Below are 24,177 nucleotides of genomic sequence, written 5' to 3' on the forward strand. Positions count from 1 at the left end.
TTGATGACATGCGGCCCGTTTCCCAGATCGAACGCACGGTGGCGCCCTTCGAGGTCGTCAGCCCCTACCAGCCCAACGGCGACCAGCCCGCGGCCATCGCCGACCTCGCCCGGCGCATCGAAGCCGGTGAGAAGGACGTCGTCCTGCTCGGCGCGACCGGCACCGGCAAGTCCGCCACCACCGCGTGGATGATCGAGAAGCTCCAGCGCCCCACCCTGGTCATGGCGCCGAACAAGACCCTGGCCGCCCAGCTGGCCAACGAGTTCCGCGAGCTGCTGCCGAACAACGCGGTCGAGTACTTCGTCTCGTACTACGACTACTACCAGCCCGAGGCGTACGTCCCGCAGTCGGACACCTACATCGAGAAGGACTCCTCGATCAACGAGGAGGTCGAGCGGCTGCGCCACTCCGCGACCAACTCGCTGCTCACCCGCCGCGACGTCGTCGTGGTCGCCTCCGTCTCCTGCATCTACGGCCTGGGCACACCCCAGGAGTACGTGGACCGCATGGTCCCCCTGCGCGTCGGCGACGAATTCGACCGGGACGAACTGCTGCGCCGCTTCGTGGACATCCAGTACACGCGCAACGACATGGCGTTCAGCCGCGGCACCTTCCGCGTCCGCGGCGACACCATCGAGATCTTCCCGGTCTACGAGGAGCTCGCCGTCCGCATCGAGATGTTCGGCGACGAGATCGAGGCCCTGTCCACGCTGCACCCGCTCACCGGCGAGATCATCAGCGACGACCAGCAGCTGTACGTCTTCCCGGCCTCCCACTACGTCGCCGGCCCCGAGCGCCTGGAGCGCGCGGTCAACGACATCGAGAAGGAACTCGGCGAGCGCCTGACCGAGCTGGAGAAGCAGGGCAAGCTGCTGGAGGCCCAGCGCCTGCGCATGCGCACCACCTACGACATCGAGATGCTCCGCCAGATCGGCTCCTGCTCCGGCGTGGAGAACTACTCGATGCACTTCGACGGCCGCTCGCCCGGCTCGCCGCCGAACACCCTGCTGGACTACTTCCCGGACGACTTCCTCCTCGTCATCGACGAGTCCCACGTCACCGTCCCGCAGATCGGTGCCATGTACGAGGGCGACGCCTCCCGCAAGCGCACCCTCGTCGACCACGGCTTCCGTCTCCCCTCCGCCCTCGACAACCGTCCGCTGAAGTGGGAGGAGTTCCAGGAGCGCATCGGCCAGACCGTGTACCTCTCGGCCACCCCCGGCCAGTACGAGCTCTCCCGCTCGGACGGCGTCGTCGAGCAGATCATCCGCCCCACCGGCCTGGTCGACCCCGAGGTCGTGGTCAAGCCCACCGAGGGCCAGATCGACGACCTGGTCCACGAGATCCGCTCGCGCGTGGAGAAGGACGAACGCGTCCTGGTCACCACGCTCACCAAGAAGATGGCCGAGGACCTCACCGACTACTTCCTGGAACTCGGCATCCAGGTCCGCTACCTGCACAGCGACGTCGACACGCTGCGCCGGGTGGAACTCCTGCGCGAGCTGCGCAGCGGCGAGTTCGACGTGCTCGTCGGCATCAACCTGCTGCGCGAGGGCCTCGACCTGCCCGAGGTGTCCCTGGTGGCGATCCTCGACGCCGACAAGGAGGGCTTCCTGCGCTCCGGCACCTCCCTGATCCAGACCATCGGCCGCGCGGCGCGCAACGTCTCCGGCCAGGTCCACATGTACGCCGACAAGATGACCCCGGCGATGGAGAAGGCCATCGACGAGACCAACCGCCGCCGGGAGAAGCAGATCGCCTACAACCGGGCGAACGGCATCGACCCGCAGCCGCTGCGCAAGAAGATCAACGACATCGTCGCGCAGATCGCCCGCGAGGACATCGACACCGAGCAGCTGCTCGGCTCCGGCTACCGCAAGGCCAAGAAGGACGGCGGCGGCACCAAGGCGCCCGTGCCCGCCCTCGGCAAGGCCGCCAAGGGCGCGAAGAGCACGAAGGGCGCCAAGGGCCGGACCGCCGAGACGGCGCCGACCGACCGTCCCGCCGCCGAACTCGCCGAACAGATCGAGGAACTGACCGCGCGGATGCGCGCCGCCGCGGCGGACCTCCAGTTCGAGATCGCGGCACGGCTGCGCGACGAGGTGTCGGAGATGAAGAAGGAACTGCGGCAGATGCAGGAGGCCGGCCTGTCCTGACGGCCCTGCACGCCATGTGTTGCAAGAACGACACAAAGTGTGGACCTGGCTACGTCACTGTCAGTGCCGCTGCGTAGGGTTCTGGTCAACCGCGATTGCGCGGCAACAGGGGACAGTCCGAGAGGGGAATCAGCACGTGACCGTCAACATGACCAAGGGTCAGGCCATCAGTCTGCAGAAGAACGACGGCGGCAGCCTGACCGCGGTGCGCATGGGTCTCGGCTGGCAGGCGGCTCCCCGTCGCGGCCTGTTCGGCTCCCGCACCCGGGAGGTCGACCTGGACGCCTCGGCCGTCCTGTTCGCCGACAAGCAGCCCGTCGACGTCGTCTTCTTCCGCCACCTGGTGAGCGACGACGGCTCCGTGCGCCACACCGGTGACAACCTCGTCGGCGGTGTCGGCCAGGGCGGCGACGACGAGGCCATCCTCGTCGACCTGTCGCGCGTCCCGGTCCACATCGACCAGATCGTCTTCACCGTGAACTCCTTCACGGGCCAGACCTTCCAGGAGGTGCAGAACGCGTTCTGCCGCCTCGTCGACGAGACCAACGGCCAGGAGCTCGCCCGCTACACGCTGGCCGGCGGCGGCGCCTACACGGCGCAGATCATGGCCAAGGTGCACCGCTCGGGCTCGGGCTGGACGATGACGGCCCTCGGCAACCCGGCCAACGGCCGCACCTTCCAGGACCTGATGCCGGCGATCCTGCCGGTCCTCTAGGCACCCGCACGGCACGCCGGCCGCCGTCCTGGCGGACCGGCGCGTGCCACACGACACAGCACACGCGACATCAGGGGGACGAAGGCGATGACGGCCGAGCTGGTGCGGGGGCAGAACCATCCGCTCTCCCAGGCCCGTCTGGAGATCCGGATCTCGGCCGGCACGCCGATCGTGGCCGCGGCCGCACTCGGCGACGAGAACGGCCGGATCCACGGAGTGGACTGGGTGGCGCATCCCGGCGCCCCCACCCAGCCCGGTCTGGAGGTGTCGCGGCAGGCGGCCGCCGACCACCGCCTCGCGGTGGACCTGGACGCCGTGACGGACGCGGTGCACCGCGTCAGCGTGCTGCTCGCCCTGCCCGCCCCCGGCGGCGGCCCCGGGCCCGTCCGTTTCGGCTCCGTGGCGGCCCCCTTCGTCGCCGTCACCGGCCTGGACGGAAGCGAGGTCGCCACCTACACCATCACGGGTCTGGAGGCCGAGTCGGCCGTCGTCGCGCTGGAGCTCTACCGGCGGCAGGGCGCCTGGAAGGTCCGCGCCGTCGGCCAGGGCTACGCGGGCGGCCTGGCCGAACTCCTCACCGACCAGGGCCTGCCCGAGGCCGTTCCGCTCGCGGGCAGCATCCACGAGGCGGTGGCGAAGGGCCTCGCCCGCTCCGTGCAGGCACCGCCGCCCCGCCAGGCCGACGGCGACCGCTCACGGCAGGCGGCCGCCCCCGCGTTCGGTCCCGACCAGGGCGGCACGGCACCGCAGGGCTCCCCGGGTCCCGCCCAGCCGCCCTACGGAGGGCAGCAGACCGGCGGACCCGGACAGGACGGACCGCGGCCGGTGCACGGCGGTACCGGTGCGGTCGATCCGTCCGCGGCCACCGGTGGCGGCCCGGTGAACTACAGCCACCCCCGCCGGCAGACCTCCGCTCCGCCGCCGCCCCCGCCCGCGGCGCCGCCCGCCCAGCCCGGCCGGCCCGCGCAGCCCGTGGCGGGAGACGCGACCGGCTGGTCCATGGAGGAGCGGCTCTACAACCAGGTCTGGGGCATGTTCGAGGACCTGGCCCGCACCACCGCCGCCTACCGGAGCGCCGTCGACTTCGCCGAGTCGCGCCTGGACAAGGAGCTCGAGCAGGCCCTGTCCGACCCGCGCAGCCGGATCGGCGGCCAGGGCGACGCCGCACGCGAGGCGGCCCGGGCACGGCAGGCCCAGCTCGTCGGCCAGGCGCGGGAGGCCCTCGACCGGGACCTCGCGCAGCTCGTCGCCGAGGCCGAGGTCGTCGAGCCCGCACTGCCTCCGGCGTTCGCCCGCTGGGACAACCCCGCCTGGCACGCCTACCGGGTGCCGATGGAGATACCCATGGCGCTGCGCCTGGGTGACCTCCGCCTTCCCGAGGCGGAGCGGATCCGCATTCCGATGCTGCTCCGGCTGCCGCTGGAGCGGGGGCTGTGGATCGACAGCGGACGGACCGAATCCTTCGACGGCACGTTCACCGACGCGCACGACATGCGGCGTCTCGCCATGGAGACGGCGGTGGCGCACGCGGCCCGGCTGCTCGCCGTGTACCCGGCGGGCGAGTTCACGGTCCACGTCATCGACCCCGCCGGCTCCGGTGCGCAGGCCCTGGCGCCGCTGACGCAGACCGGGGTGCTGGCCGCTCCGCCCGCACAGGGCGCCGCGGGAGTGACGGACGTCCTGGGCCGGCTCACCCAGCGGGTCGACCTGGTGCAGATGGCGCTGCGCGGCGGCGCACCGGACGCGCTGCCCCCCGGCCTCGACACCTCCCAGCAGCTGCTGATCGTCAACGACTTCCCGCACGGCTTCGACGACCGGGCCGTGAACCAGCTGCGGTACCTCGCCGACGAGGGCCCGTCCGTCGGCGTGCATCTGATGATGGTCGCCGACCGCCAGGAGTCCGCCGGGTACGGCCCGCTCCTCGACCCGCTGTGGCGTTCGCTGCTGCGGCTCACCGCGGTGCCCGACGACCATCTGGCCGACCCGTGGGTCGGGCACGCCTGGACCTACGAGCCACCGGTGGTGCCGCCGGGCAGCCAGGTGCTCCACCAGGTGCTCACCCAGGTGGCGGCGGCCCGTCGCGCCTGGAACCGGTGACCGCCCCACACCCTTGACCAAGCCTCGGTAAAGCCCCGCGACCTGGGGCTTTACTGGTTTCTTTACCTCTCTCTTTACCAATCCTTGGTGATTGAGGTATTGTCGACCGCACGGAGGGGAGTACTCCCTGTCTGTGCGGCGACCCCGTCAATACGGATCAGGCCAGATCCCGGGGCGTCGGCCCGAAGGACCGTCCGGACGCAGTCGAGCGCCGGAGGCCCGGGTGGAAGAGACCTCCGGCAGCGACGACGCTGACATTTGCCGTGTGACGTATCTGCCGGAGGCGCAGTGGATGTTTCCCCGACCCTATGGGTCCTGACGATCGTGGGCCTGTGTGCCCTTATCGCCATCGACTTCTTCATCGGCCGCAAGCCGCATGACGTGTCCATCAAGGAAGCGGGGATCTGGACAGGCGTCTGGATCGCCCTGGCCGCGCTCTTCGGGCTCGGCCTGCTGCTCTTCGGTGGCGGTCAGCCCGCGGGCGAGTTCTTCGCCGGCTTCATCACCGAGAAGTCGCTGAGCGTCGACAACCTCTTCGTCTTCGTCCTGATCATGGCGAAGTTCGCGGTGCCGTCCCAGTACCAGCAGCGGGTGCTCCTCGTGGGTGTCCTCATAGCGCTGGTGCTCCGCGCGATCTTCATCGCCGCGGGCGCGGCGATCATCGCCAGCTTCTCCTGGGTGTTCTACATCTTCGGCGCCTTCCTGATCTGGACCGCCTGGAAGCTCATCCAGGAGGCCCGGGCCGAGGAGCAGGACGAGGAGTACGAGGAGAACAAGCTGCTCAAGGCCGCCGAGCGCCGCTTCGGTGTGGCCGACCGGTACCACGGCACCAAGCTGTGGATCGAGCAGAACGGCAAGCGGGTCATGACCCCGATGCTCGTCGTCATGCTCGCCATCGGCACCACGGACGTCCTGTTCGCGCTCGACTCGATCCCCGCGATCTTCGGTCTGACGCAGGACCCGTACATCGTGTTCACCGCGAACGCGTTCGCCCTGATGGGTCTGCGGCAGCTGTACTTCCTCATCGGCGGCCTGCTGAAGAAGCTGGTCCACCTCTCCTACGGCCTGTCGATCATCCTCGGCTTCATCGGGGTCAAGCTGGTGCTGCACGCGCTGCACGAGTCCGGGGTGCACGTCCCGGAGATCAGCATCCCCGTCTCGCTGGGCGTGATCTGCTCGGTCCTGATCGTCACCACGATCACCAGCCTCCGGGCCTCCCGCAAGCAGGCGGAGGCCGAGGCGGCCGCAGGCCGGGGCGACGGCACCATGAAGGACAACATCGACGTCTGACCCCGTCGGACACCGGGGACACCCGCACCGGGAGCGGAGGACAGCACCTTGCCTGCCACCGCTCCCGGTGTCTGTCTGTCTCCACTCGCGCCGCCCGCCGGCGCCGACCGAATTCGACTCGTACGAGGAGGCCATGCGTGACCTTGATGACCCCGAGACGATCAGTGCGGTGGAACGGAGGGAAACATCGGCCGGCGGTTCCTTCCGCCGTGACCACGGCGCCCTGCCGACGGGCGGAGGACACCAGCGGGGTGCGACCCCCCTTCACGTCTGCGACGATCGCCCCATGACCGCTCGGTTCAGGTCACTCGCGCAGTGGACGACCCTGGTACCGGTGTTCGCCGTAGTCCTGCTGGTGCTGACCTGGGGGCGGGACCTGCCCGGCTGGATCGTCGCGGTGGTCACCCTGGTCCTCGCCGGGGCCGTGCTGGCGGCCGTCCACCACGCCGAGGTCGTCGCCCACCGGGTCGGCGAGCCCTTCGGCTCACTGGTCCTCGCGGTCGCCGTCACCGTCATCGAGGTGGCGCTGATCGTCACACTGATGATCGACGGTGGGGACAAGAGCGCGACCCTCGCCAGGGACACCGTCTTCGCGGCCGTGATGATCACCTGCAACGGCATCGTCGGACTGAGCCTGCTGGTCGGCTCCCTGCGTCACGGCACGGCGGTGTTCAACTCCGAGGGCACCGGCGCGGCCCTCTCCACGGTGGCGACCCTGGCGACCCTCAGTCTGGTGCTGCCGACGTTCACCACGAGCAAGCCGGGCCCGGAGTTCTCCACCGTCCAGCTCACGTTCGCGGCCGTGTCCTCGCTGATCCTCTACGGCTTGTTCGTCGCGACCCAGACCGTGCGACATCGCGACTACTTCCTGCCGATAACCAAGCAGGGCGCGCCGGCCGCACCGGACGAGCACGCCGAGGCGCCCTCCACACGCACCGCCCTGATCAGCCTGGGGCTGCTGGGCCTGGCCCTGATCGGAGTGGTGGGCCTGGCCAAAGGCGTCTCGCCGACCATCGAGTCCGGAGTCGACGCGGCCGGCCTGCCCCACTCCGTCGTCGGTGTGATCATCGCGTTGCTGGTCCTCCTCCCGGAGACCATCGCCGCGACACGCGCCGCGCGCCGCAACCAGGTGCAGACCAGCATGAACCTCGCGCTCGGCTCGGCGATGGCCAGCATCGGCCTGACCATCCCCGCCGTCGCGCTGGCCTCCCTCTGGCTGCCCGGCCCGCTCGTCCTCGGCCTCGGCAACACCCACATGGTGCTGCTCGCCCTGACCGTCGTGGTCGGCGCGCTGACCGTGGTGCCCGGACGGGCCACACCGCTCCAGGGCGGAGTGCACCTGGTGCTGCTCGCCGCCTATCTGGAGCTGGCGATCAACCCGTAGTAACGGTCGACCGACCCGAGCAACGGTCGATCGACCCGAGCAACAGTCGGTCGACCCCTGGCAGGGACGGTCGTCCCGGGGACGAGGACGGGGTCGGGAGGGGACGGCCGGCGCCCGGCCGGGGCGGCGTGCCCGCCCCGTACCGGCGTCAGTAGGTGACGGTGATGCGCCGGGCGGGCCCGTCCACCCGGGCCAGACCCCCGTAAGGGATCACCAACTGCGGGTCGGTGTGCCCGAGGTCCACGTCGAAGACGACGAGGGCGTCGGGCGCGTAGGTCCGCATCGCCCGGGTCACGGCCGCACGCTGCTCGGCGGCGTACGCGGCGCCCTCCTGCGGGCCGAGGGGCCGCTCGAAGAACCATGTCTTCGGGCGGCCCATCAGGAGCGCCGAGAACCGCCCGAGCAGCCCGCGCTCACCCATGTTCCGCAGGGTGCGGAAGACTTCCTCGGCGCTCGGCAGTTCCTCCGAGGTCTCCAGGAACAGCACACCGCCGTCGAACTCCGACAGGTCCCGGCCGAGCCCGCGGCCGGCCATCAGCATCCAGCCGACGATCTCCAGGCAGCCGCCCCAGGTGCGGCCCTCGACCACGCGGTCGGCGTTCAGCCAGGTCCAGCCCGTGCCCGGCCGGGTCTCCGGCTCGGCGTCGAACGTCGCGGGGTCCGCCCAGTCCCCGTCGACGTCCCGCCACCGTTCGGCCGGGCGCAGTTCGTACGGTCCCGGGGTGAACAGGGCCGCGCGCAGGGAGTCCGCGGTCTGCGGATGCATCGCCCCCGGGCGGCCCAGCTCGACCATCACGCTCCCGCCGTGGAAGCCGACGATCCCGGCCTCGCGCAGGAAGGCGAGCAGATTGGTGTTGTCGCTCATGCCGAAGAACGGCTTCGGGTGCGCGCGCAGCAACTCCCGGTCGAGGAACGGCACCACGGTGATCTGGTCGTCGCCGCCGATCGACGCGAAGACCGCCTTGATCCCGGGGTCGGCGAAGGCGGCATGGATGTCGTCGGCGCGCTGCCGGGGCGTCGCGCCCATGGTGCGGGTCGCCAGGTACTCGACCGGCTCCAGCCCGAACTCCTCGCGCAGCCGCCGCAGTCCCAGCTCGTAGGGGAGCGGGAAGAGCCCCGGAAGGCCGGAGGACGGCGAGATCACGGCGACCCGGTCGCCCGGTTCGGGCTTGGGCGGGTACACCGGGTGCACGAGGTCGGTCATGCCGGAAGGTTAGGGCCCGGCGGCCGTCCGGCGCACCGTGATAAACCGGGGGCGAGCAGCGGTCCCGGCGAGGACCGCCCACCCCGACGGACCGGAGGAACCGTGCCCCGCAACCTGGCCAACGCCCCGATCATGATCCTCAACGGCCCCAATCTGAACCTGCTCGGGCAGCGTCAGCCGGAGATCTACGGATCGGACACGCTCGCCGACGTGGAGCGGCTGTGCGCGAAGGCGGCGGCGGGGCACGGCGGAACCGTGGACCTGCGCCAGTCCAACCACGAGGGACAGCTGGTGGACTGGATCCACGAGGCGCGGCTGAACCACTGCGGCATCGTCATCAACCCCGGCGCCTACTCGCACACCTCCGTGGCGATCCTGGACGCGCTCAACGCCTGCGACGGGCTGCCCGTGATGGAGGTCCACATCTCCAACATCCACCGCCGCGAGTCCTTCCGGCACCACTCCTACGTCTCGCTGCGCGCCGACGGGGTCATCGCGGGGTGCGGCGTGCAGGGCTACGTCTTCGCGGTGGAGCGGATCGCGGCGCTGGCGGGACCGGGACTCGCCGAGGCGTAAGTCCCGTTCGCCGGGCGGGCGGTCCTTACCGGCGCCGCCGCCGTCCGACGCTCACCAGCCCCGCGCGTGCCACTCCGGCAGGTGCGGGCGCTCCGCGCCCAGCGTGGTGTCGTTGCCGTGTCCGGGGTAGACCCACGTCTCGTCCGGGAGCACGTCGAAGATCTTGGTCTCGACGTCATGGATCAGACTGGCGAACGCCTTCGGATCCTTGTGGGTGTTGCCCACACCTCCCGGGAACAGGCAGTCCCCGGTGAACACGTGCGGATGCCCGTGCGGGTCGTCGTAGACGAGGGCGATGGAGCCGGGGGTGTGGCCCACCAGGTGGCGGGCGGTGAGCTCCACCCGGCCCACCCGGATGGTGTCGCCGTCGTCGACCAGGACGTCGGTCGGCACCGGAATGCCCTCGGCGTCGTCCCGGCCGGCGTGGGTGCGGGCGCCGGTCGCCGCCACGATCTCGGCGAGGGCCTGCCAGTGGTCGCCGTGCCGGTGGGTGGTGACGACGGACGCGATGCCGTCGTCACCGATCGTGCCCAGCAGGGTCTCCGCGTCGTTGGCCGCGTCGATCAGCAGTTGTTCGTCGGTGGCCCGGCAACGCAGCAGATAGGCGTTGTTGTTCATGGGGCCGACCGCGACCTTGGTGATCATCAGGTCCTTGAGTTCGTGCACGTCGGCTGGGCCGCCGACCGTCACCCGACCGCTGTACGTCATGGCCGTCAGCCTATAGCGGGACGCCGCGCCGGTCGTCCCGTACCCCGCGCCGGACGCCTCCCGGCACCGCACAGCCGGGCCGGTGCGACGACGGAACCTAGAGCGGCGGGAGCGCCGGCAGGTCGCCGCCCTTCACCGCGAGGGCGGAGCCGTCCCGGCGGCCTGCCAGCCAGCCGAGCAGGTCGGCGGCCGTCCCCTCGACCGAGACCGGGTCGCCGGCCGCGCCGCCGCCGGTCGTCCAGGTGCGGCCGTCCGGGGCGGTGAGGGTCGTCGGCGGCACGTCCTTGTGGCCGTCGAACCGCTCCGCCAGGAAGTCGATCTCCCGCGCGGTGAACGCGGCCGGCAGGTCCTCCAGCTCGTAGCCGATCCCCAGGTCCACGTGGTGCAGCTCCACCTCGACCCAGCGCCGGAACGGCACCCGGGCCGCCCGGTCCGTGACCCCGTTGCGCAGCTCCACCGTGCGCGACCAGTCCGCCGGTGCCGCCCCCGCCGCGCGGAAGCGCTCCGCGCTCTCCCGCAGGTCGGCCAGCTGCTCGTCGAGCGGACGCGGCGCTCCCCGGTCGATGTCGGTGTCCCGGGCGTCGGCCGAGACGTACATGGGCCGGCCCTCGAGGACGTTCACCAGGGCGTCGGCGTTGCGGGCGAGGTGGGCCAGCACATGGCCGCGGGTCCAGCCGGGAAGGCGTGACGACTGGGTCACAGCCGCGTTGTCCAGGGCGGCGACCGCGGTGAGCAGCCGATCGGTCGCTGCTTGTACAGACGCCAGGTCATCAGCGTGATCAATCATGGTGCCGACCCTAGTCCCGTCACACCTTCGGGTGAAGGTGCTGGACCCGTGCCCGAAATCGAATGCACGTGCTATATGGTCGGGTGCGGCGTCGGGCATGCTGGAGAGCCGGGGTTTGTTGTCAACCCGTGAATCCGAACCGGCGTTGTCAGTGGCTCCCCCTAGTCTGAGAAAGCACGGGGGCCCCGCCCCTGTCACTTCTCTCAAGAAAGGTGCGGACCGGCGTGGCCGACCGTCTCATCGTCCGTGGAGCGCGCGAGCACAACCTCAAGAACGTCTCGCTCGACCTCCCGCGCGACTCGCTCATCGTCTTCACGGGCCTGTCGGGGTCGGGCAAGTCCTCGCTGGCCTTCGACACCATCTTCGCCGAGGGGCAGCGGCGCTACGTCGAGTCGCTCTCCTCGTACGCCCGGCAGTTCCTCGGCCAGATGGACAAGCCGGACGTCGACTTCATCGAGGGCCTGTCCCCGGCGGTCTCCATCGACCAGAAGTCGACCTCGCGCAACCCGCGCTCCACGGTCGGCACCATCACCGAGGTCTACGACTACCTGCGCCTGCTCTTCGCCCGCATCGGCAAGCCGCACTGCCCCGAGTGCTCCCGGCCGATCTCCCGCCAGTCGCCGCAGGCCATCGTCGACAAGGTGCTGGAACTGCCCGAGGGCAGCCGGTTCCAGGTGCTCTCCCCGCTGGTGCGCGAGCGCAAGGGCGAGTTCGTCGACCTGTTCGCCGACCTCCAGACCAAGGGCTACTCCCGCGCGCGCGTGGACGGCGAGACCGTCCAGCTGTCCAACCCGCCCACGCTGAAGAAGCAGGAGAAGCACACCATCGAGGTGGTCGTGGACCGCCTCACCGTGAAGGACTCCGCGAAGCGCCGCCTCACCGACTCCGTGGAGACCGCGCTCGGCCTGTCCGGCGGCATGGTCGTGCTCGACTTCGTCGACCTCCCCGAGGACGACCCCGAGCGCGAGCGCATGTACTCCGAGCACCTCTACTGCCCGTACGACGACCTGTCCTTCGAGGAGCTGGAGCCCCGCTCCTTCTCCTTCAACTCGCCCTTCGGCGCCTGCCCCGAGTGCACCGGCATCGGCACGCGCATGGAGGTCGACCCGGAGCTGATCGTCCCCGACCCGGACAAGAGCCTCGACGAGGGCGCCATCCACCCGTGGTCGCACGGCCACACCAAGGACTACTTCGACCGCCTCGTCGGCGCCCTCGCGGACGCGCTGGGCTTCCGCACCGACATCCCCTTCGGGGGCCTGCCGCAGCGCGCCAGGAAGGCGCTGCTGCACGGCCACAAGACCCAGGTCGAGGTCCGCTACCGCAACCGCTACGGACGCGAGCGCCGGTACACGACGGCCTTCGAGGGAGCCGTCCCCTTCGTCAAGCGCCGGCACAGCGAGGCCGAGAGCGACGCCAGCCGGGAGCGGTTCGAGGGCTACATGCGCGAGGTGCCCTGCCCCACCTGTGAGGGCACGCGACTGAAGCCGATCGTCCTCGCGGTCACGATCATGGGCAAGTCCATCGCCGAGGTCTCCGCGATGTCGATCAGCGACTGCGCGGACTTCCTGCGCGAGCTGAAGCTGACCGCCCGCGACAAGAAGATCGCCGAGCGCGTGCTCAAGGAGGTCAACGAACGGCTGCGGTTCCTGGTCGACGTCGGCCTGGACTACCTCTCGCTGAACCGCGCGGCGGGCACCCTCTCCGGCGGCGAGGCCCAGCGCATCCGCCTGGCCACCCAGATCGGCTCCGGGCTCGTCGGCGTGCTCTACGTCCTCGACGAGCCGTCCATCGGCCTGCACCAGCGCGACAACCACCGGCTGATCGAGACGCTGGTCCGGCTGCGGGACATGGGCAACACGCTCATCGTCGTGGAGCACGACGAGGACACCATCAAGGTCGCCGACTGGATCGTCGACATCGGTCCCGGCGCCGGCGAGCACGGCGGCAAGGTCGTGCACAGCGGCTCCCTGAAGGAGCTCCTCGCCAACACCGAGTCGCAGACCGGCCAGTACCTGTCCGGCAAGAAGGCCATCCCGCTGCCCGACGTCCGCCGCCCGCACGACCCGTCGCGCCGGCTCACGGTGCACGGCGCCCGCGAGAACAACCTCCAGGACATCGACGTGTCCTTCCCGCTGGGCGTGTTCACCGCGGTCACCGGCGTGTCCGGCTCCGGCAAGTCGACGCTGGTCAACGACATCCTGTACACGCACCTGGCGCGCGAGCTGAACGGCGCCCGCAGCGTCCCCGGCCGGCACACGCGCGTGGACGGCGACGACCTCGTCGACAAGGTCGTCCACGTCGACCAGTCGCCCATCGGCCGCACCCCGCGGTCCAACCCGGCGACGTACACCGGTGTCTTCGACCACGTGCGCAAGCTGTTCGCCGAGACGACGGAGGCGAAGGTCCGCGGTTACATGCCGGGCCGGTTCTCCTTCAACGTCAAGGGCGGCCGCTGCGAGAACTGCGCGGGCGACGGCACCATCAAGATCGAGATGAACTTCCTCCCGGACGTGTACGTCCCGTGCGAGGTCTGCCACGGCGCCCGCTACAACCGGGAGACCCTGGAGGTCCACTACAAGGGCAAGTCCATCGCCGACGTCCTGAACATGCCGATCGAAGAGGCCATGCACTTCTTCGAGGCGGTCCCGGCGATCTCCCGCCACCTGAGGACGCTCAACGACGTCGGCCTCGGCTACGTCCGGCTCGGCCAGTCCGCGACGACCCTGTCCGGCGGTGAGGCGCAGCGCGTGAAGCTCGCCAGCGAGCTGCAGAAGCGCTCCACCGGCCGCACCGTCTACGTCCTGGACGAGCCGACCACCGGCCTGCACTTCGAGGACATCAGCAAGTTGCTGAAGGTGCTGTCCGGCCTCGTCGACAAGGGCAACACGGTCATCGTCATCGAGCACAACCTCGACGTGATCAAGACCGCCGACTGGGTCGTCGACATGGGCCCCGAGGGCGGTTCCGGCGGTGGCCTGGTCGTCGCGGAGGGCACGCCGGAGCAGGTCGCGGGCGTTCCCGCCAGCCACACCGGCAAGTTCCTGCGGGAGATCCTGGGGGCGGAGCGGATCAGCGACGCCACCCAGGTGCGGGCCCCGCGCAAGGCCGCGGCGAAGAAGGCGGTCGCGGCCAAGGCCGGCACCCGGAGGACCGCCACCAGGACGGTCGACGGCACGGCCGCCAAGCGCACCACCAAGGCCGCCGCGAAGAAGACGACGCGGGGCACCAAGGCCTGAGGCGGCCCGCACCGACACGCGCCGTGCCGCGCGGAGGACCGACGTCCCCGCGCGGCACGGCGCGTGCGCGTCAGACGCCCCGCGCCTCCAGTTCGTGGGCGTACGGCGGTTCCGCGCCTGCCCGGGAGCAGGTGACCGCCGCTGCGCGCGCCGCGAAGCCGAGCAGCCCCCGCCAGCCCTCCGCGCCCAGCGCGGCCACGCCCTCGTCGCTGAGCGCGTCCCGAGCCGCGAGGCCGTGCAGCAGCGCCGCGTTCACCGTGTCACCGGCGCCGATCGTGTCCACCACCTCGACCCGCTCGCCCGGCACCGTGTACTCGCCGCCGTCGCGGGTGAACACGGTCAGCCCGTCACCGCCCCGGGTGACCACGACCGCCGCCGGACCGGCCGCCAGCCACTCCCGCGGGGAACCGCCGAGCCACTCGGCGTCCTCCGCGGACAGCTTCAGCAGCGACACCGACGGCAGCCAGCCCCTGAACCGCGCCCGGTAGGCGTCGGGGTCCGCTATCAACCCCGGCCGGATGTTGGGGTCCAGCGCGGTGAACACACCCCGCGCGTGAGCCGAGCGCATCAGCTCCTCGTAGGCGCTCGCGCCCGGCTCCAGCACCAGCGAACAGGTCCCGAAGGACACCGCGCGGGTACCGGCCGGCAGAGCATCGGGCGTCGTGAACAGCCGGTCGGCGGTGCCCTCCACGTAGAAGGAGTACGCCGCCGAACCGTCGCTGCCGATGGTCGCGACGGCGAGCGTCGTCGGCTCGTCCCCGCGCTGCACCGACGACACGTCCACGCCGGTCTCCCGCAGCCGGTCCAGCAGCGCCTCCCCGAAGGCGTCACGGGACACCCGCGAGCAGAACGCGGCGGGGGAGCCGAGGCGGCCCAGCGCCACCGCCGTGTTGAAGGGGCCGCCGCCGAGCGCCGGCGTCAGCGCCGCGAGCGCTCCCGCACCCCGCGGTACCAGGTCGATCAGTGCCTCACCGGCTACGACGATCACGAGGGACTTCCTTTCTGGGAACGCTCGGAATCCTTGGATCCGATCGTGGGGGCGACCTGCTCCGGTCCGTCCGGGCAGCCGCAGGACGTGCGGTGCACGAAGGCGCAGGGCAGCCGTTCGGTCCGCGGGGCCCGGTCGGGTTCGGCGAGGCGGTCCAGCAGGACCTGCACGGCCCGGGCGCCGATGTCCCGGCTGGGCTGGGCGATCGCCGTGAGGCGGGGCGAGAAGAGGTCCGCCCAGGCGAAGTCGTCGAAACAGCACAGCGCGATGTCGTCGGGCACGGACAGGCCGCGGTCCCGCAGGGCGCGCAGCGCGCCGATGGTCATGGCGTTGTTGGCGGTGACCAGCGCGGTGGGACGCGAACCGAGGGACAGCAGCGCGGCGGTGGCCCGCTCGGCGCCGGCCGACTCGGAGTCGCCGTGCACCAGGATCCGTTCGTCGTAGGGCAGGCCGGACGCCTCGAGACCCTGCCGGTAGCCGGTGATCCGCTCGGCGGTGGTGCTGAGCCCCGGCCGCCCGGCGACCAGCGCGATACGGCGGTGGCCGAGCCCGGCGAGATGGGTGACCAGCCGGGCCGTCGGTTCCGTGCTCTCGGCGCACACCTGGTCGAAGTGCGGACCGCCGTCGCCGCTCCCGGGCGCGTCGACCAGCCGGTCCAGGAACACCGCCGGCACCCGGTGCCGCCCGAGGTAGGCGAGCAGTTCGCGCGGCTGCGCGGACGGCGCGACGATCATGCCCTCCACCCGGCGTTCGTGCAGCAGCTGGACGACTTTGCGTTCGTGCTCCGGGTCGTCGTGCGGATCGGCGATGAGCAGGCTGTATCCGTGCTCCAGGGCGGCCGCCTCGGCACCTTGGAGGATCTCCGTGAAGTACGGGTTGCTGACCGCCGACACCGCCAGCCCGATCGACCGGGTGCGGGACGTCACCAGGGAGCGGGCCAGCGCGTTCGGGGTGTAGCCGAGCTCCTCGACGGCGTCCAGGACCGCCTGCCGGGTGTGGGGCAGCACCGGACGGGTGTCGTTGAGGACGTGGGAGACGGTCGCGACGGAGACACCGGCGCGGCGTGCCACGTCCGCCATGGTGGCCATGGTTGCGGTCTCCTCCGGTTGTCGCGGCGGGCTTCTTCCGTTTCCGGGTGGGGACGGTATCCCATGCGACGGGGGCGCGTAAACGCTTGCGCAAACGTTTACGCGAGCCGCTCGCACGCTGGGCGGCCCACCTGCCCGCCCCGCCCCCACCCGCAGCCGCCCGAGACGACCTCGGTATCGTCCCCGGATGTCCGGTTGTGCGCGGCCGGCGCAGCGCCGCACCCCGCGCACACCCGACCGCACCGCCGTCCGACCCCGTGGAGCCCCTCATGCCCGCCCGCCCCGCCGCGAGCCGCCGTACCGTCCTGCGGGGCGTCGCCCTCACACCCGTCGCCGGACTGGCGCTCGCCGCCTGCGCGCCCCCGGAGGACGGGCCCGCGCGGCCGACCGGCCCGGTGGAGCTCGGCGCCGAGAGCGAGGTGCCGCGGGGTGGCGCGAAGCTGTACCGGGAACACAACGTCGTGGTCAGCCGCGGCGAGGACGGCGCCCTCACGGCGTACAGCACCGTCTGCACGCACGCGCGGTGCCCCATCAACAAGCTGGAGGGGACGAAACTGATCTGCCCCTGTCACGGCAGCGAGTTCGACGCCACCACCGGCAAGGTGCTGCGCGAGCCGGCCGTGGCGCCCCTGATGGCGCTGTCCGTCGAGGTGAAGAACGGCACGATCACCGCGAAGCCGGAGGTCTGACCGCCCCGGCCGGCCGCGGTCGGTGCCCGCCGCTCAGTCCCAGTCCCAGGCGATCCCCACGTACCCCGACCGCACACGCGGTTCCACCAGGTGCACCGAGCGGTGCCGTCCACTGAGCGCCAGCTCCTGGTGGCCGCTGCGCGGGGCCGCCGCCGACTGCTGGGTGAACCGGTGGCAGCGCACCGGGAGCGTCCCGGAACCGAAGCACACCTGGAGCGCGTACTGGCCACCGGGGGAGTCGGTGCCGTGCAGGTACTCGTGCGACACCCCGGCCGTGCCGTCCTCGACGGCATAGCGGAAGAGGAAGGTGTCCCCGGCGCGCAGCCGGGTGTCGAAGAGCAGTTCCGCCACGAGCACACCGGTGTCCTGGTGCCAACGCACCCGCCCCGTCCGGCAGTTCTCCAGGGCGTGCACGGTCATCCGCTCCGGCGCGGATCCGGGGTCGCCGTGGTGGACGGCCACATAACGGTCGCCGCCGTCCCGGTGCGCGCGCACTATGTGGTGCGACTCGCGCTCCGCCAGCTCGCGGCGCGGCCCGATCCGCACCCGCTCGTGGTGCGCCAGGCTGTGCAGCCCGCCGTCGCGCGGCGTGCCGAACTCGGCGAGCAGTCCTTGCAGTACGCCCGAGGCCTCCACCAGGGAGTGGTGGGACCGGCCGGTGGACCGGTGGTGCCCCGTGCGCTCGTCCGGCTCGACGAGCAGCCGGATCAGCGACTCCTCGGGCAGCTGCAGGATCTCCTCCAGCGCCCGTACGGCGCGCAGCGACTCCGGGCGCTGCGGGCGGCGCGCGCCCTGCTGCCAGTAACTCAGGCTCGTGACACCGACCTTCACGCCGCGGCGCGACAGATGGTGCTGCACCCGCTGCAACGGCAGCCCCCGCGCGGCGATCGCGGCGCGCAGGGCGACGTGGAAAGGGCCGCCGCGCAGGACCGAGTCCAGTTCCGTGGTGGCGGCGTCCGCGTGCTGTGTGGCGTGCGGCATGCAGGGGCCTTTCTGTGATGTCCACAACGGCTGGTCGGACCGTTCCGCGCGGGTCACCCGGGAGCCGCCACCGTCGGCGCGGCGGAGCCTTCACATCCGTACGCCGTCGTTCAGGGCCCGGAGTTCCCCCGCATTGAAGCGTGTTGACCAAGTCCCGACAACACCTGTCGGCCCCACACCGCCACACACCGGCGGGGCCGTACCGGCCGTGGAGGCCGGTACGGCCCCGCGGCCCGTACCGTGATGCGGTTTTCGTCCTGAGTGAGGCCGGTTCCTAGGAGTCGCCGGCCGTGTCCTGTTCCCGCTGCCGCAGGCGCTTGGCGCGCACGATGTCGGGATCGCGCGGGTCGAGGGAGTCGATGATCGCGGCCCTCTCCTGCGCGTACCGGCGGGCCCGGGCCGGGCGTCGTGGTTTCTCGATCCGTGTCTGTCGCATCCGACCAGCCCTCCGACTCGTGAAGGTCCTCGTGACCGTCCGCCGCTCGCCCGAGGGACGGACCCCCCACCTTCCCGCTTCCCGCCCGCCGTAACCCATCCGGCCGCCACACGATCACGCGCGCGACCGCCGACCGGCCTCCGCGCGACCGCCCCGTCACGCCCGGGAGGCCCGTCCACCGGCCCTCGCGCGACCGTCCCGTCGCGCCCGGGAGGACCGCTCACCAGCCCTCGCAGGACCATCCCGCCTGGCCTCTAAGGGCCGCCCACCGGCCCTCGCAGGACCATCCCGCCTGGCCTCTAAGGGCCGCCCACCGGCCCTCGCAGGACCATCCCGCCGCGCTTCGGCGGCCCGCCCACCGAACCTCGCGCGACCGCCCCGTCACGCCTGGGAGGACCGCTCACCGGCCCTCGCAGGACCATCCCGCCGGGCCTCTAAGGACAGCCCACCGAACCTCGCGCGACCGCCCCATCGCGCCCCGGAGGACCGCCCACCGGTGGACTTCGCAGGGCCACTCCGTCGCGCCTCGGCGGCCCGCCCCGGCGGCTCCTCGCACCACCGCCCGCCGGGCCTGTCGCCGCCCGCCCGCCGGACCGGGACGCCGCCGCCCGCCAGGACCGGAACCCGCCCGGCCCCGTCGTCCACAGGGCCGCCGCGGTGTCGGTGCCCGCCAGTAGGGTGTGAGACATGGCCGACCCCTCCAGCTACCGCCCCAAACCGGGTGAGATCCCCGACTCACCGGGGGTCTACCGGTTCCGCGACGAGCACCGCCGGGTGATCTACGTCGGAAAGGCGAAGAGCCTGCGCCAGCGCCTGGCGAACTACTTCCAGGACCTGGCCGGGCTGCACCCGCGCACCCGCTCCATGGTCACCACGGCCGCCTCCGTGGAGTGGACGGTGGTGTCCACGGAGGTGGAGGCGCTCCAGCTGGAGTACTCCTGGATCAAGGAGTACGACCCCCGGTTCAACGTCAAGTACCGCGACGACAAGAGCTACCCGTACCTCGCGGTGACGATGAACGAGGAGTTCCCGCGCGTGCAGGTGATGCGCGGTCACAAGAAGAAGGGCGTGCGCTACTTCGGCCCGTACGCCCACGCCTGGGCGATCCGCGACACCGTGGACCTGCTGCTGCGCGTCTTCCCCGTCCGCACCTGCTCGGCCGGCGTCTTCAAGAACGCCGCCCGCACCGGCCGCCCCTGTCTGCTCGGGTACATCGGCAAGTGCTCGGCGCCCTGCGTGGACCGCGTCTCCGCCGAGGACCACCGCGAACTGGCCGAGGAGTTCTGCGACTTCATGGCCGGCCGCACCGGCACCTACCTCCGCCGGCTGGAGAAGCAGATGACCGAGGCGGCCGAGGACATGGAGTACGAGCGGGCCGCCCGCCTGCGCGACGACATAGGCGCCCTGAAGAAGGCCATGGAGAAGAACGCGGTCGTGCTCGCCGACGCGACCGACGCCGATCTGATCGCGGTCGCCGAGGACGAGCTGGAGGCTGCCGTGCAGATCTTCCACGTCCGCGGCGGACGCGTGCGCGGCCAGCGCGGCTGGGTCACCGACAAGGTCGAGGAGATCACCACCGGCGCCCTCGTCGAGCACGCCCTGCAGCAGCTCTACGGCGAGGAGAGCGGCGACGCCGTGCCCCGCGAGGTCCTGGTCCCCGCCCTGCCCGACCCGGTCGAGCCGGTCCAGCAGTGGCTCACCGGGCGGCGCGGCTCAGGCGTCTCCCTGCGCATCCCGCAGCGCGGCGACAAGAAGGCCCTGATGGAGACCGTGGAGCGCAACGCCCAGCAGGCGCTCGTGCTGCACAAGACCAAGCGCGCCTCCGACCTCACCACGCGCTCACGCGCGCTGGAGGAGATCAGCGACGCCCTAGGCCTGGACAGCGCCCCGCTCAGGATCGAGTGCTACGACATCTCGCACCTCCAGGGCGACGACGTGGTGGCGTCCATGGTCGTCTTCGAGGACGGACTGGCCCGCAAGAGCGAATACCGCCGCTTCCAGATCAAGGGATTCGCGGGACAGGACGACGTCCGCTCCATGCACGAGGTCATCACCCGCAGATTCCGCCGGTACCTGGCGGAGAAGGAGCGGACGGGGGAGTGGACCGACGGCCGGGACGGCGCCGAGGGCACGGCCCCCGACGGTCTCACCGAGCCCCCGGCGAGCACCCTCACCGAGGACGACGGCCGGCCCAAGCGCTTCGCCTACCCGCCCCAGCTCGTCGTGGTCGACGGCGGCGCCCCCCAGGTCGCGGCGGCCCGGCGGGCGCTCGACGAACTCGGCATCGACGACATCGCGGTGTGCGGCCTCGCCAAGCGGCTGGAGGAGGTCTGGCTGCCCGGCGACGACGACCCGGTGGTCCTGCCCCGCACCAGCGAGGGCCTCTACCTGCTCCAGCGGGTCCGTGACGAGGCCCACCGCTTCGCGATCACCTATCAGCGCGCCAAGCGCGCCAAGCGCTTCCGGTCCAGCCCGCTGGACGACGTGCCCGGCCTCGGCGACACGCGCAGGCAGGCACTGATCAAACACTTCGGGTCGTTGAAGAAGCTGCGATCGGCGACAATCGATCAGATCTGTGACGTTCCGGGCATAGGTCGCAAGACGGCCGAGACGATCGTCGCGGCCCTCGCCCGGGCGGCACCCGCCGCCCCCGCCGTGAACACGGCGACGGGCGAGATCATGGATGACACGGAAGAACCCGCGGACAGTACGGGTTCTCCAGGGGAGCCCGTGCCCACGGGCGCCCCGGACGAACGACGGGGGCAGGAGCGATGAGCGAGCACGAGAGTGGACCCGCGGCGGAGCGGGCCGGAGCACCGCAGGAGACCGGCGGGGACGCCACCGGCCCCGGCCAGGACGACGGAGCACAGGTGAAGACGGGCAAGGACAACGGCTCGGTGCCCGAGGCGGGCATCCCCGAGCTGGTGATCATCTCCGGCATGTCCGGGGCCGGCCGCTCGACGGCCGCGAAGTGTCTGGAGGACCTCGGCTGGTTCGTCGTGGACAACCTGCCGCCCGCGCTGATCCCCACCATGGTGGAGCTCGGCGCCCGCTCCCAGGGCAACGTGGCGCGGATCGCCGTCGTGGTCGACGTCCGCGGCCGGCGCTTCTTCGACAACCTCCGCGAGTCCCTCGCCGACCTCGACGCCCGCGGCGTCACCCGGCGCACGGTCTTCCTGGAGTCCTCCGACGACGCGCTGGTGCGCCGCTTCGAGTCGGTGCGCCGCCCGCACCCCCTCCAGGGCGACGGCCGCATCGTCGACGGCATCGCCGCCGAACGGACGCTGCTGCGCGAACTGCGCGGCGACGCGGACCTGGTGATCGACACCTCCGGCCTCAACGTGCACGAGCTGCGCGCCAAGATGCACGCGCAGTTCGCCGGCGAGGAGGAGCCCGAGCTGCGGGCCACCGTCATGTCCTTCGGCTTCAAGTACGGCCTGCCCGTCGACGCCGACCTGGTCGTGGACATGCGCTTCCTGCCCAACCCGCACTGGGTCCCCGAGCTGCGCCCCTTCACCGGTCTCAACGAGGAGGTGGCCTCCTACGTCTTCAACCAGCCCGGCGCCAAGGAGTTCCTCGACCGGTACGCCGAGCTGCTGCGCATGATCGCCGCGGGCTACCGTCGTGAGGGCAAGCGCTATGTGACCATCGCCGTCGGCTGCACCGGCGGAAAGCACCGCTCGGTCGCCATGTCGGAGAAGCTCGCCGCCCGGCTGGTCGCCGAGGGTGTGGAGACGGTGGTCGTCCACCGGGACATGGGACGGGAATGACACCACGTACTCCGCGGCTGAGCCGGCTGCGCAGGGCGGTCCCCGAAGGACGGGCCGGGCGGCCGGTCGAGTCCCGCGGCGCGCGACCGCGCCGCCGGGGCGCCCAGCCCAAGGTGGTCGCGCTCGGCGGCGGAATGGGCCTGTCCGCCTCGCTGGCCGCGCTGCGCCGCATCACCGGCGACCTGACCGCCGTCGTCACGGTGGCCGACGACGGCGGCTCCAGCGGGCGCCTGCGCGACGAACTGGGGGTGCTGCCCCCCGGCGACCTGCGCAAGGCGCTGGCCGCGCTGTGCGGCGACGACGACTGGGGCCAGACCTGGGCCCGGGTCATCCAGCACCGCTTCCAGTCCCGGGGCGACCTGCACGAGCACGCGGTCGGCAATCTGCTGATCGTCGCGCTGTGGGAGCAGCTCGGCGACCATGTGCAGGCGCTCGACCTGGTCGGCCGGCTGCTCGGCGCGCAGGGACGGGTGCTGCCCATGTCCGCGGTCCCGCTGGAGCTCCAGGCCCTGGTCAAGGGCCACGACCCGGAGCGGCCCGACGAGGTCGACACCGTGCGCGGGCAGGCGACCGTCGCCCTCACCCCCGGCGAGGTGCAGTCCGTCCACCTCGTGCCGAACGACCCGCCGGCCGTCCCCGAGGCGGTGGAGGCGGTCCTCGACGCGGACTGGGTCGTGCTCGGTCCCGGATCCTGGTTCTCCTCGGTCATCCCGCACCTGCTCGTGCCCGAACTGCTGGACGCCCTCATCGCGACGAAGGCACGCCGGGTACTCTCGCTGAACCTCGCCCCGCAGCCAGGAGAAACCGAGGGCTTCTCCCCGCAGCGTCATGTGGAGGTTTTGGGACGACACGCCCCTAAACTCGCCCTGGACGTGGTGCTGGCCGACGAGGCCGCCGTGCCCGACCGCGACTCGCTGACCGATGCCGCCAAGCGGCTGGGCGCCGCGGTCGAGCTGGCGCCGGTGGCCCGGCCCGACGGAAGCCCCCGGCACGACCCGGAGCTGTTGGCCGCCGCGTACGACCGTATTTTTCGGATGCATGGAAGGATCGGCCCATGGCGATGACGGCAGCGGTGAAGGACGAGATCTCCCGGCTCCCCGTCACCCGGACCTGCTGCAGAAAGGCGGAGGTCTCCGCCGTCCTGCGGTTCGCCGGCGGCCTCCACCTGGTGAGCGGGCGCATCGTGATCGAGGCGGAGCTGGACACCGCGATGGCGGCCCGCCGCCTCAAGCGCGACATCCTGGAGATCTTCGGCCACAGCTCCGAGCTGATCGTGATGGCTCCGGGCGGGCTGCGCCGCGGCTCGCGCTACGTCGTCCGGGTGGTCGCGGGCGGTGACCAGCTGGCCCGGCAGACCGGCCTGGTGGACGGCCGGGGCCGCCCGATCCGCGGCCTGCCCCCGCAGGTGGTCTCGGGGGCCACCTGCGACGCCGAGGCGGCCTGGCGCGGCGCGTTCCTGGCGCACGGCTCCCTCACCGAGCCCGGCCGCTCCTCCTCCCTGGAAGTGACCTGTCCCGGCCCCGAGGCCGCGCTCGCCCTGGTCGGTGCCGCCCGCCGGCTGTCGATCGGCGCGAAGGCGCGCGAGGTGCGCGGCGTGGACCGGGTCGTGGTCCGTGACGGCGACGCCATCGGCGCCCTGCTCACCCGGCTCGGCGCCCACGAGTCGGTGCTGGCCTGGGAGGAGCGCCGGATGCGCCGCGAGGTGCGCGCCACGGCGAACCGGCTGGCCAACTTCGACGACGCCAACCTGCGCCGCTCCGCCCGCGCGGCCGTCGCCGCCGGCGCCCGCGTCCAGCGCGCCCTGGAGATCCTCGGCGACGACGTGCCCGAGCACCTCGCCGCGGCCGGCCGGCTGCGCATGGAGCACAAGCAGGCGTCCCTGGAGGAACTGGGCGCGCTCGCCGACCCGCCGCTCACCAAGGACGCGGTGGCCGGCCGTATCCGCCGGCTGCTCGCCATGGCCGACAAGCGGGCCGCCGATCTCGGGATCCCCGGCACGGAGGCCAACCTCAGCGAGGAACTGGCCGACAACCTCGCCGGCTGACGGACGCTCAGCAGGCCGGCGCCGACGC

At 71.8% G+C, this 24,177-nt stretch carries 19 protein-coding genes; 12 read left to right on the forward strand and 7 right to left on the reverse strand.

From position 1 onward, the window contains the following. Positions 1-8 precede the first annotated feature (8 nt). The 5 genes from uvrB (at position 9) to FGW31_RS26505 (ending at position 7,642) form a co-directional block, all read left to right on the forward strand. Positions 9-2,156, forward strand: coding sequence for an excinuclease ABC subunit UvrB (uvrB, locus tag FGW31_RS26485; protein ID WP_142196044.1), 2,148 nt, complete (start codon positions 9-11; stop codon positions 2,154-2,156). Positions 2,157-2,292: 136 nt separating this feature from the next. Continuing rightward, complete coding sequence (locus FGW31_RS26490) at positions 2,293-2,871, forward strand: TerD family protein (protein ID WP_142196045.1); 579 nt, start codon at positions 2,293-2,295, stop codon at positions 2,869-2,871. Positions 2,872-2,958: 87 nt separating this feature from the next. Continuing rightward, positions 2,959-4,968, forward strand: a complete 2,010-nt coding sequence (locus FGW31_RS26495; protein ID WP_142196046.1) for a TerD family protein — start codon at positions 2,959-2,961, stop codon at positions 4,966-4,968. Between the two features lie 288 nt (positions 4,969-5,256). After that, positions 5,257-6,258: a TerC/Alx family metal homeostasis membrane protein gene (locus tag FGW31_RS26500; RefSeq protein WP_142196047.1), complete on the forward strand. Its 1,002-nt coding sequence runs from the start codon at positions 5,257-5,259 to the stop codon at positions 6,256-6,258. A gap of 286 nt (positions 6,259-6,544) precedes the next feature. Further along, positions 6,545-7,642: a calcium:cation antiporter gene (locus FGW31_RS26505; protein WP_142196048.1), complete on the forward strand. Its 1,098-nt coding sequence runs from the start codon at positions 6,545-6,547 to the stop codon at positions 7,640-7,642. Positions 7,643-7,790: 148 nt separating this feature from the next. On the opposite strand, the gene FGW31_RS26510 is transcribed toward FGW31_RS26505, so the two are convergent. Beyond that, positions 7,791-8,846, reverse strand: coding sequence for a S66 family peptidase (locus FGW31_RS26510; protein WP_142196049.1), 1,056 nt, complete (start codon positions 8,844-8,846; stop codon positions 7,791-7,793). A 102-nt stretch (positions 8,847-8,948) separates the two neighbouring features. Between FGW31_RS26510 and aroQ the strand changes: the two genes are divergently transcribed. Further along, positions 8,949-9,422 (forward strand): type II 3-dehydroquinate dehydratase, encoded by a 474-nt coding sequence (gene aroQ / locus FGW31_RS26515; protein WP_142196050.1) that lies wholly within the window; start codon positions 8,949-8,951, stop codon positions 9,420-9,422. A gap of 51 nt (positions 9,423-9,473) precedes the next feature. Here aroQ and FGW31_RS26520 read toward each other — a convergent pair whose 3' ends face one another. Together FGW31_RS26520 and FGW31_RS26525 are read right to left on the reverse strand one after the other, a co-directional pair. After that, entirely contained in the window at positions 9,474-10,130 is a 657-nt protein-coding gene (locus tag FGW31_RS26520; RefSeq protein ID WP_142196051.1) for an MBL fold metallo-hydrolase, read from the reverse strand. 97 nt (positions 10,131-10,227) lie between these two features. Continuing rightward, complete coding sequence (locus tag FGW31_RS26525; RefSeq protein WP_142196052.1) at positions 10,228-10,917, reverse strand: maleylpyruvate isomerase family mycothiol-dependent enzyme; 690 nt, start codon at positions 10,915-10,917, stop codon at positions 10,228-10,230. Positions 10,918-11,141: 224 nt separating this feature from the next. On the opposite strand from FGW31_RS26525, the gene uvrA reads away from it, so the two are divergent. Continuing rightward, complete coding sequence (uvrA, locus tag FGW31_RS26530) at positions 11,142-14,153, forward strand: excinuclease ABC subunit UvrA (protein ID WP_142196053.1); 3,012 nt, start codon at positions 11,142-11,144, stop codon at positions 14,151-14,153. A gap of 70 nt (positions 14,154-14,223) precedes the next feature. Here uvrA and FGW31_RS26535 read toward each other — a convergent pair whose 3' ends face one another. Then, on the reverse strand, positions 14,224-15,141 hold the full coding sequence (locus FGW31_RS26535) for a carbohydrate kinase family protein (protein ID WP_142196054.1): 918 nt from the start codon (positions 15,139-15,141) through the stop codon (positions 14,224-14,226). Further along, entirely contained in the window at positions 15,138-16,229 is a 1,092-nt protein-coding gene (locus FGW31_RS26540) for a LacI family DNA-binding transcriptional regulator (protein ID WP_142196055.1), read from the reverse strand. Before FGW31_RS26540 ends, FGW31_RS26535 begins: the two co-directional genes overlap by 4 nt. Before the next feature lie 269 nt (positions 16,230-16,498). On the opposite strand from FGW31_RS26540, the gene FGW31_RS26545 reads away from it, so the two are divergent. Then, entirely contained in the window at positions 16,499-16,918 is a 420-nt protein-coding gene (locus FGW31_RS26545) for a Rieske (2Fe-2S) protein (RefSeq protein ID WP_142196056.1), read from the forward strand. Positions 16,919-16,951: 33 nt separating this feature from the next. Here FGW31_RS26545 and FGW31_RS26550 read toward each other — a convergent pair whose 3' ends face one another. Together FGW31_RS26550 and FGW31_RS35125 are read right to left on the reverse strand one after the other, a co-directional pair. After that, entirely contained in the window at positions 16,952-17,899 is a 948-nt protein-coding gene (locus FGW31_RS26550; RefSeq protein WP_142196057.1) for a hypothetical protein, read from the reverse strand. A 274-nt stretch (positions 17,900-18,173) separates the two neighbouring features. Next, positions 18,174-18,335 carry a hypothetical protein gene (locus FGW31_RS35125; protein WP_167530125.1) on the reverse strand — a complete coding sequence of 54 codons (162 nt, stop codon included), beginning with the start codon at positions 18,333-18,335 and terminating at the stop codon, positions 18,174-18,176. A gap of 687 nt (positions 18,336-19,022) precedes the next feature. Between FGW31_RS35125 and uvrC the strand changes: the two genes are divergently transcribed. From uvrC to whiA, 4 genes are read left to right on the forward strand one after another with little or no spacing between them, the layout of a single operon-like run. Continuing rightward, positions 19,023-21,110 (forward strand): excinuclease ABC subunit UvrC, encoded by a 2,088-nt coding sequence (uvrC, locus tag FGW31_RS26555; RefSeq protein WP_142196058.1) that lies wholly within the window; start codon positions 19,023-19,025, stop codon positions 21,108-21,110. After that, entirely contained in the window at positions 21,107-22,105 is a 999-nt protein-coding gene (gene rapZ / locus FGW31_RS26560; RefSeq protein WP_142196059.1) for an RNase adapter RapZ, read from the forward strand. Before uvrC ends, rapZ begins: the two co-directional genes overlap by 4 nt. After that, positions 22,102-23,169: a gluconeogenesis factor YvcK family protein gene (locus tag FGW31_RS26565; protein WP_142196060.1), complete on the forward strand. Its 1,068-nt coding sequence runs from the start codon at positions 22,102-22,104 to the stop codon at positions 23,167-23,169. Before rapZ ends, FGW31_RS26565 begins: the two co-directional genes overlap by 4 nt. Continuing rightward, positions 23,160-24,149 (forward strand): DNA-binding protein WhiA, encoded by a 990-nt coding sequence (gene whiA / locus FGW31_RS26570; RefSeq protein WP_142196061.1) that lies wholly within the window; start codon positions 23,160-23,162, stop codon positions 24,147-24,149. Before FGW31_RS26565 ends, whiA begins: the two co-directional genes overlap by 10 nt. Positions 24,150-24,177 lie beyond the last annotated feature (28 nt).

The sequence above is a fragment of the Streptomyces calvus genome (genome assembly GCF_006782915.1).
Classification (GTDB): Bacteria; Actinomycetota; Actinomycetes; order Streptomycetales; family Streptomycetaceae; genus Streptomyces; species Streptomyces calvus.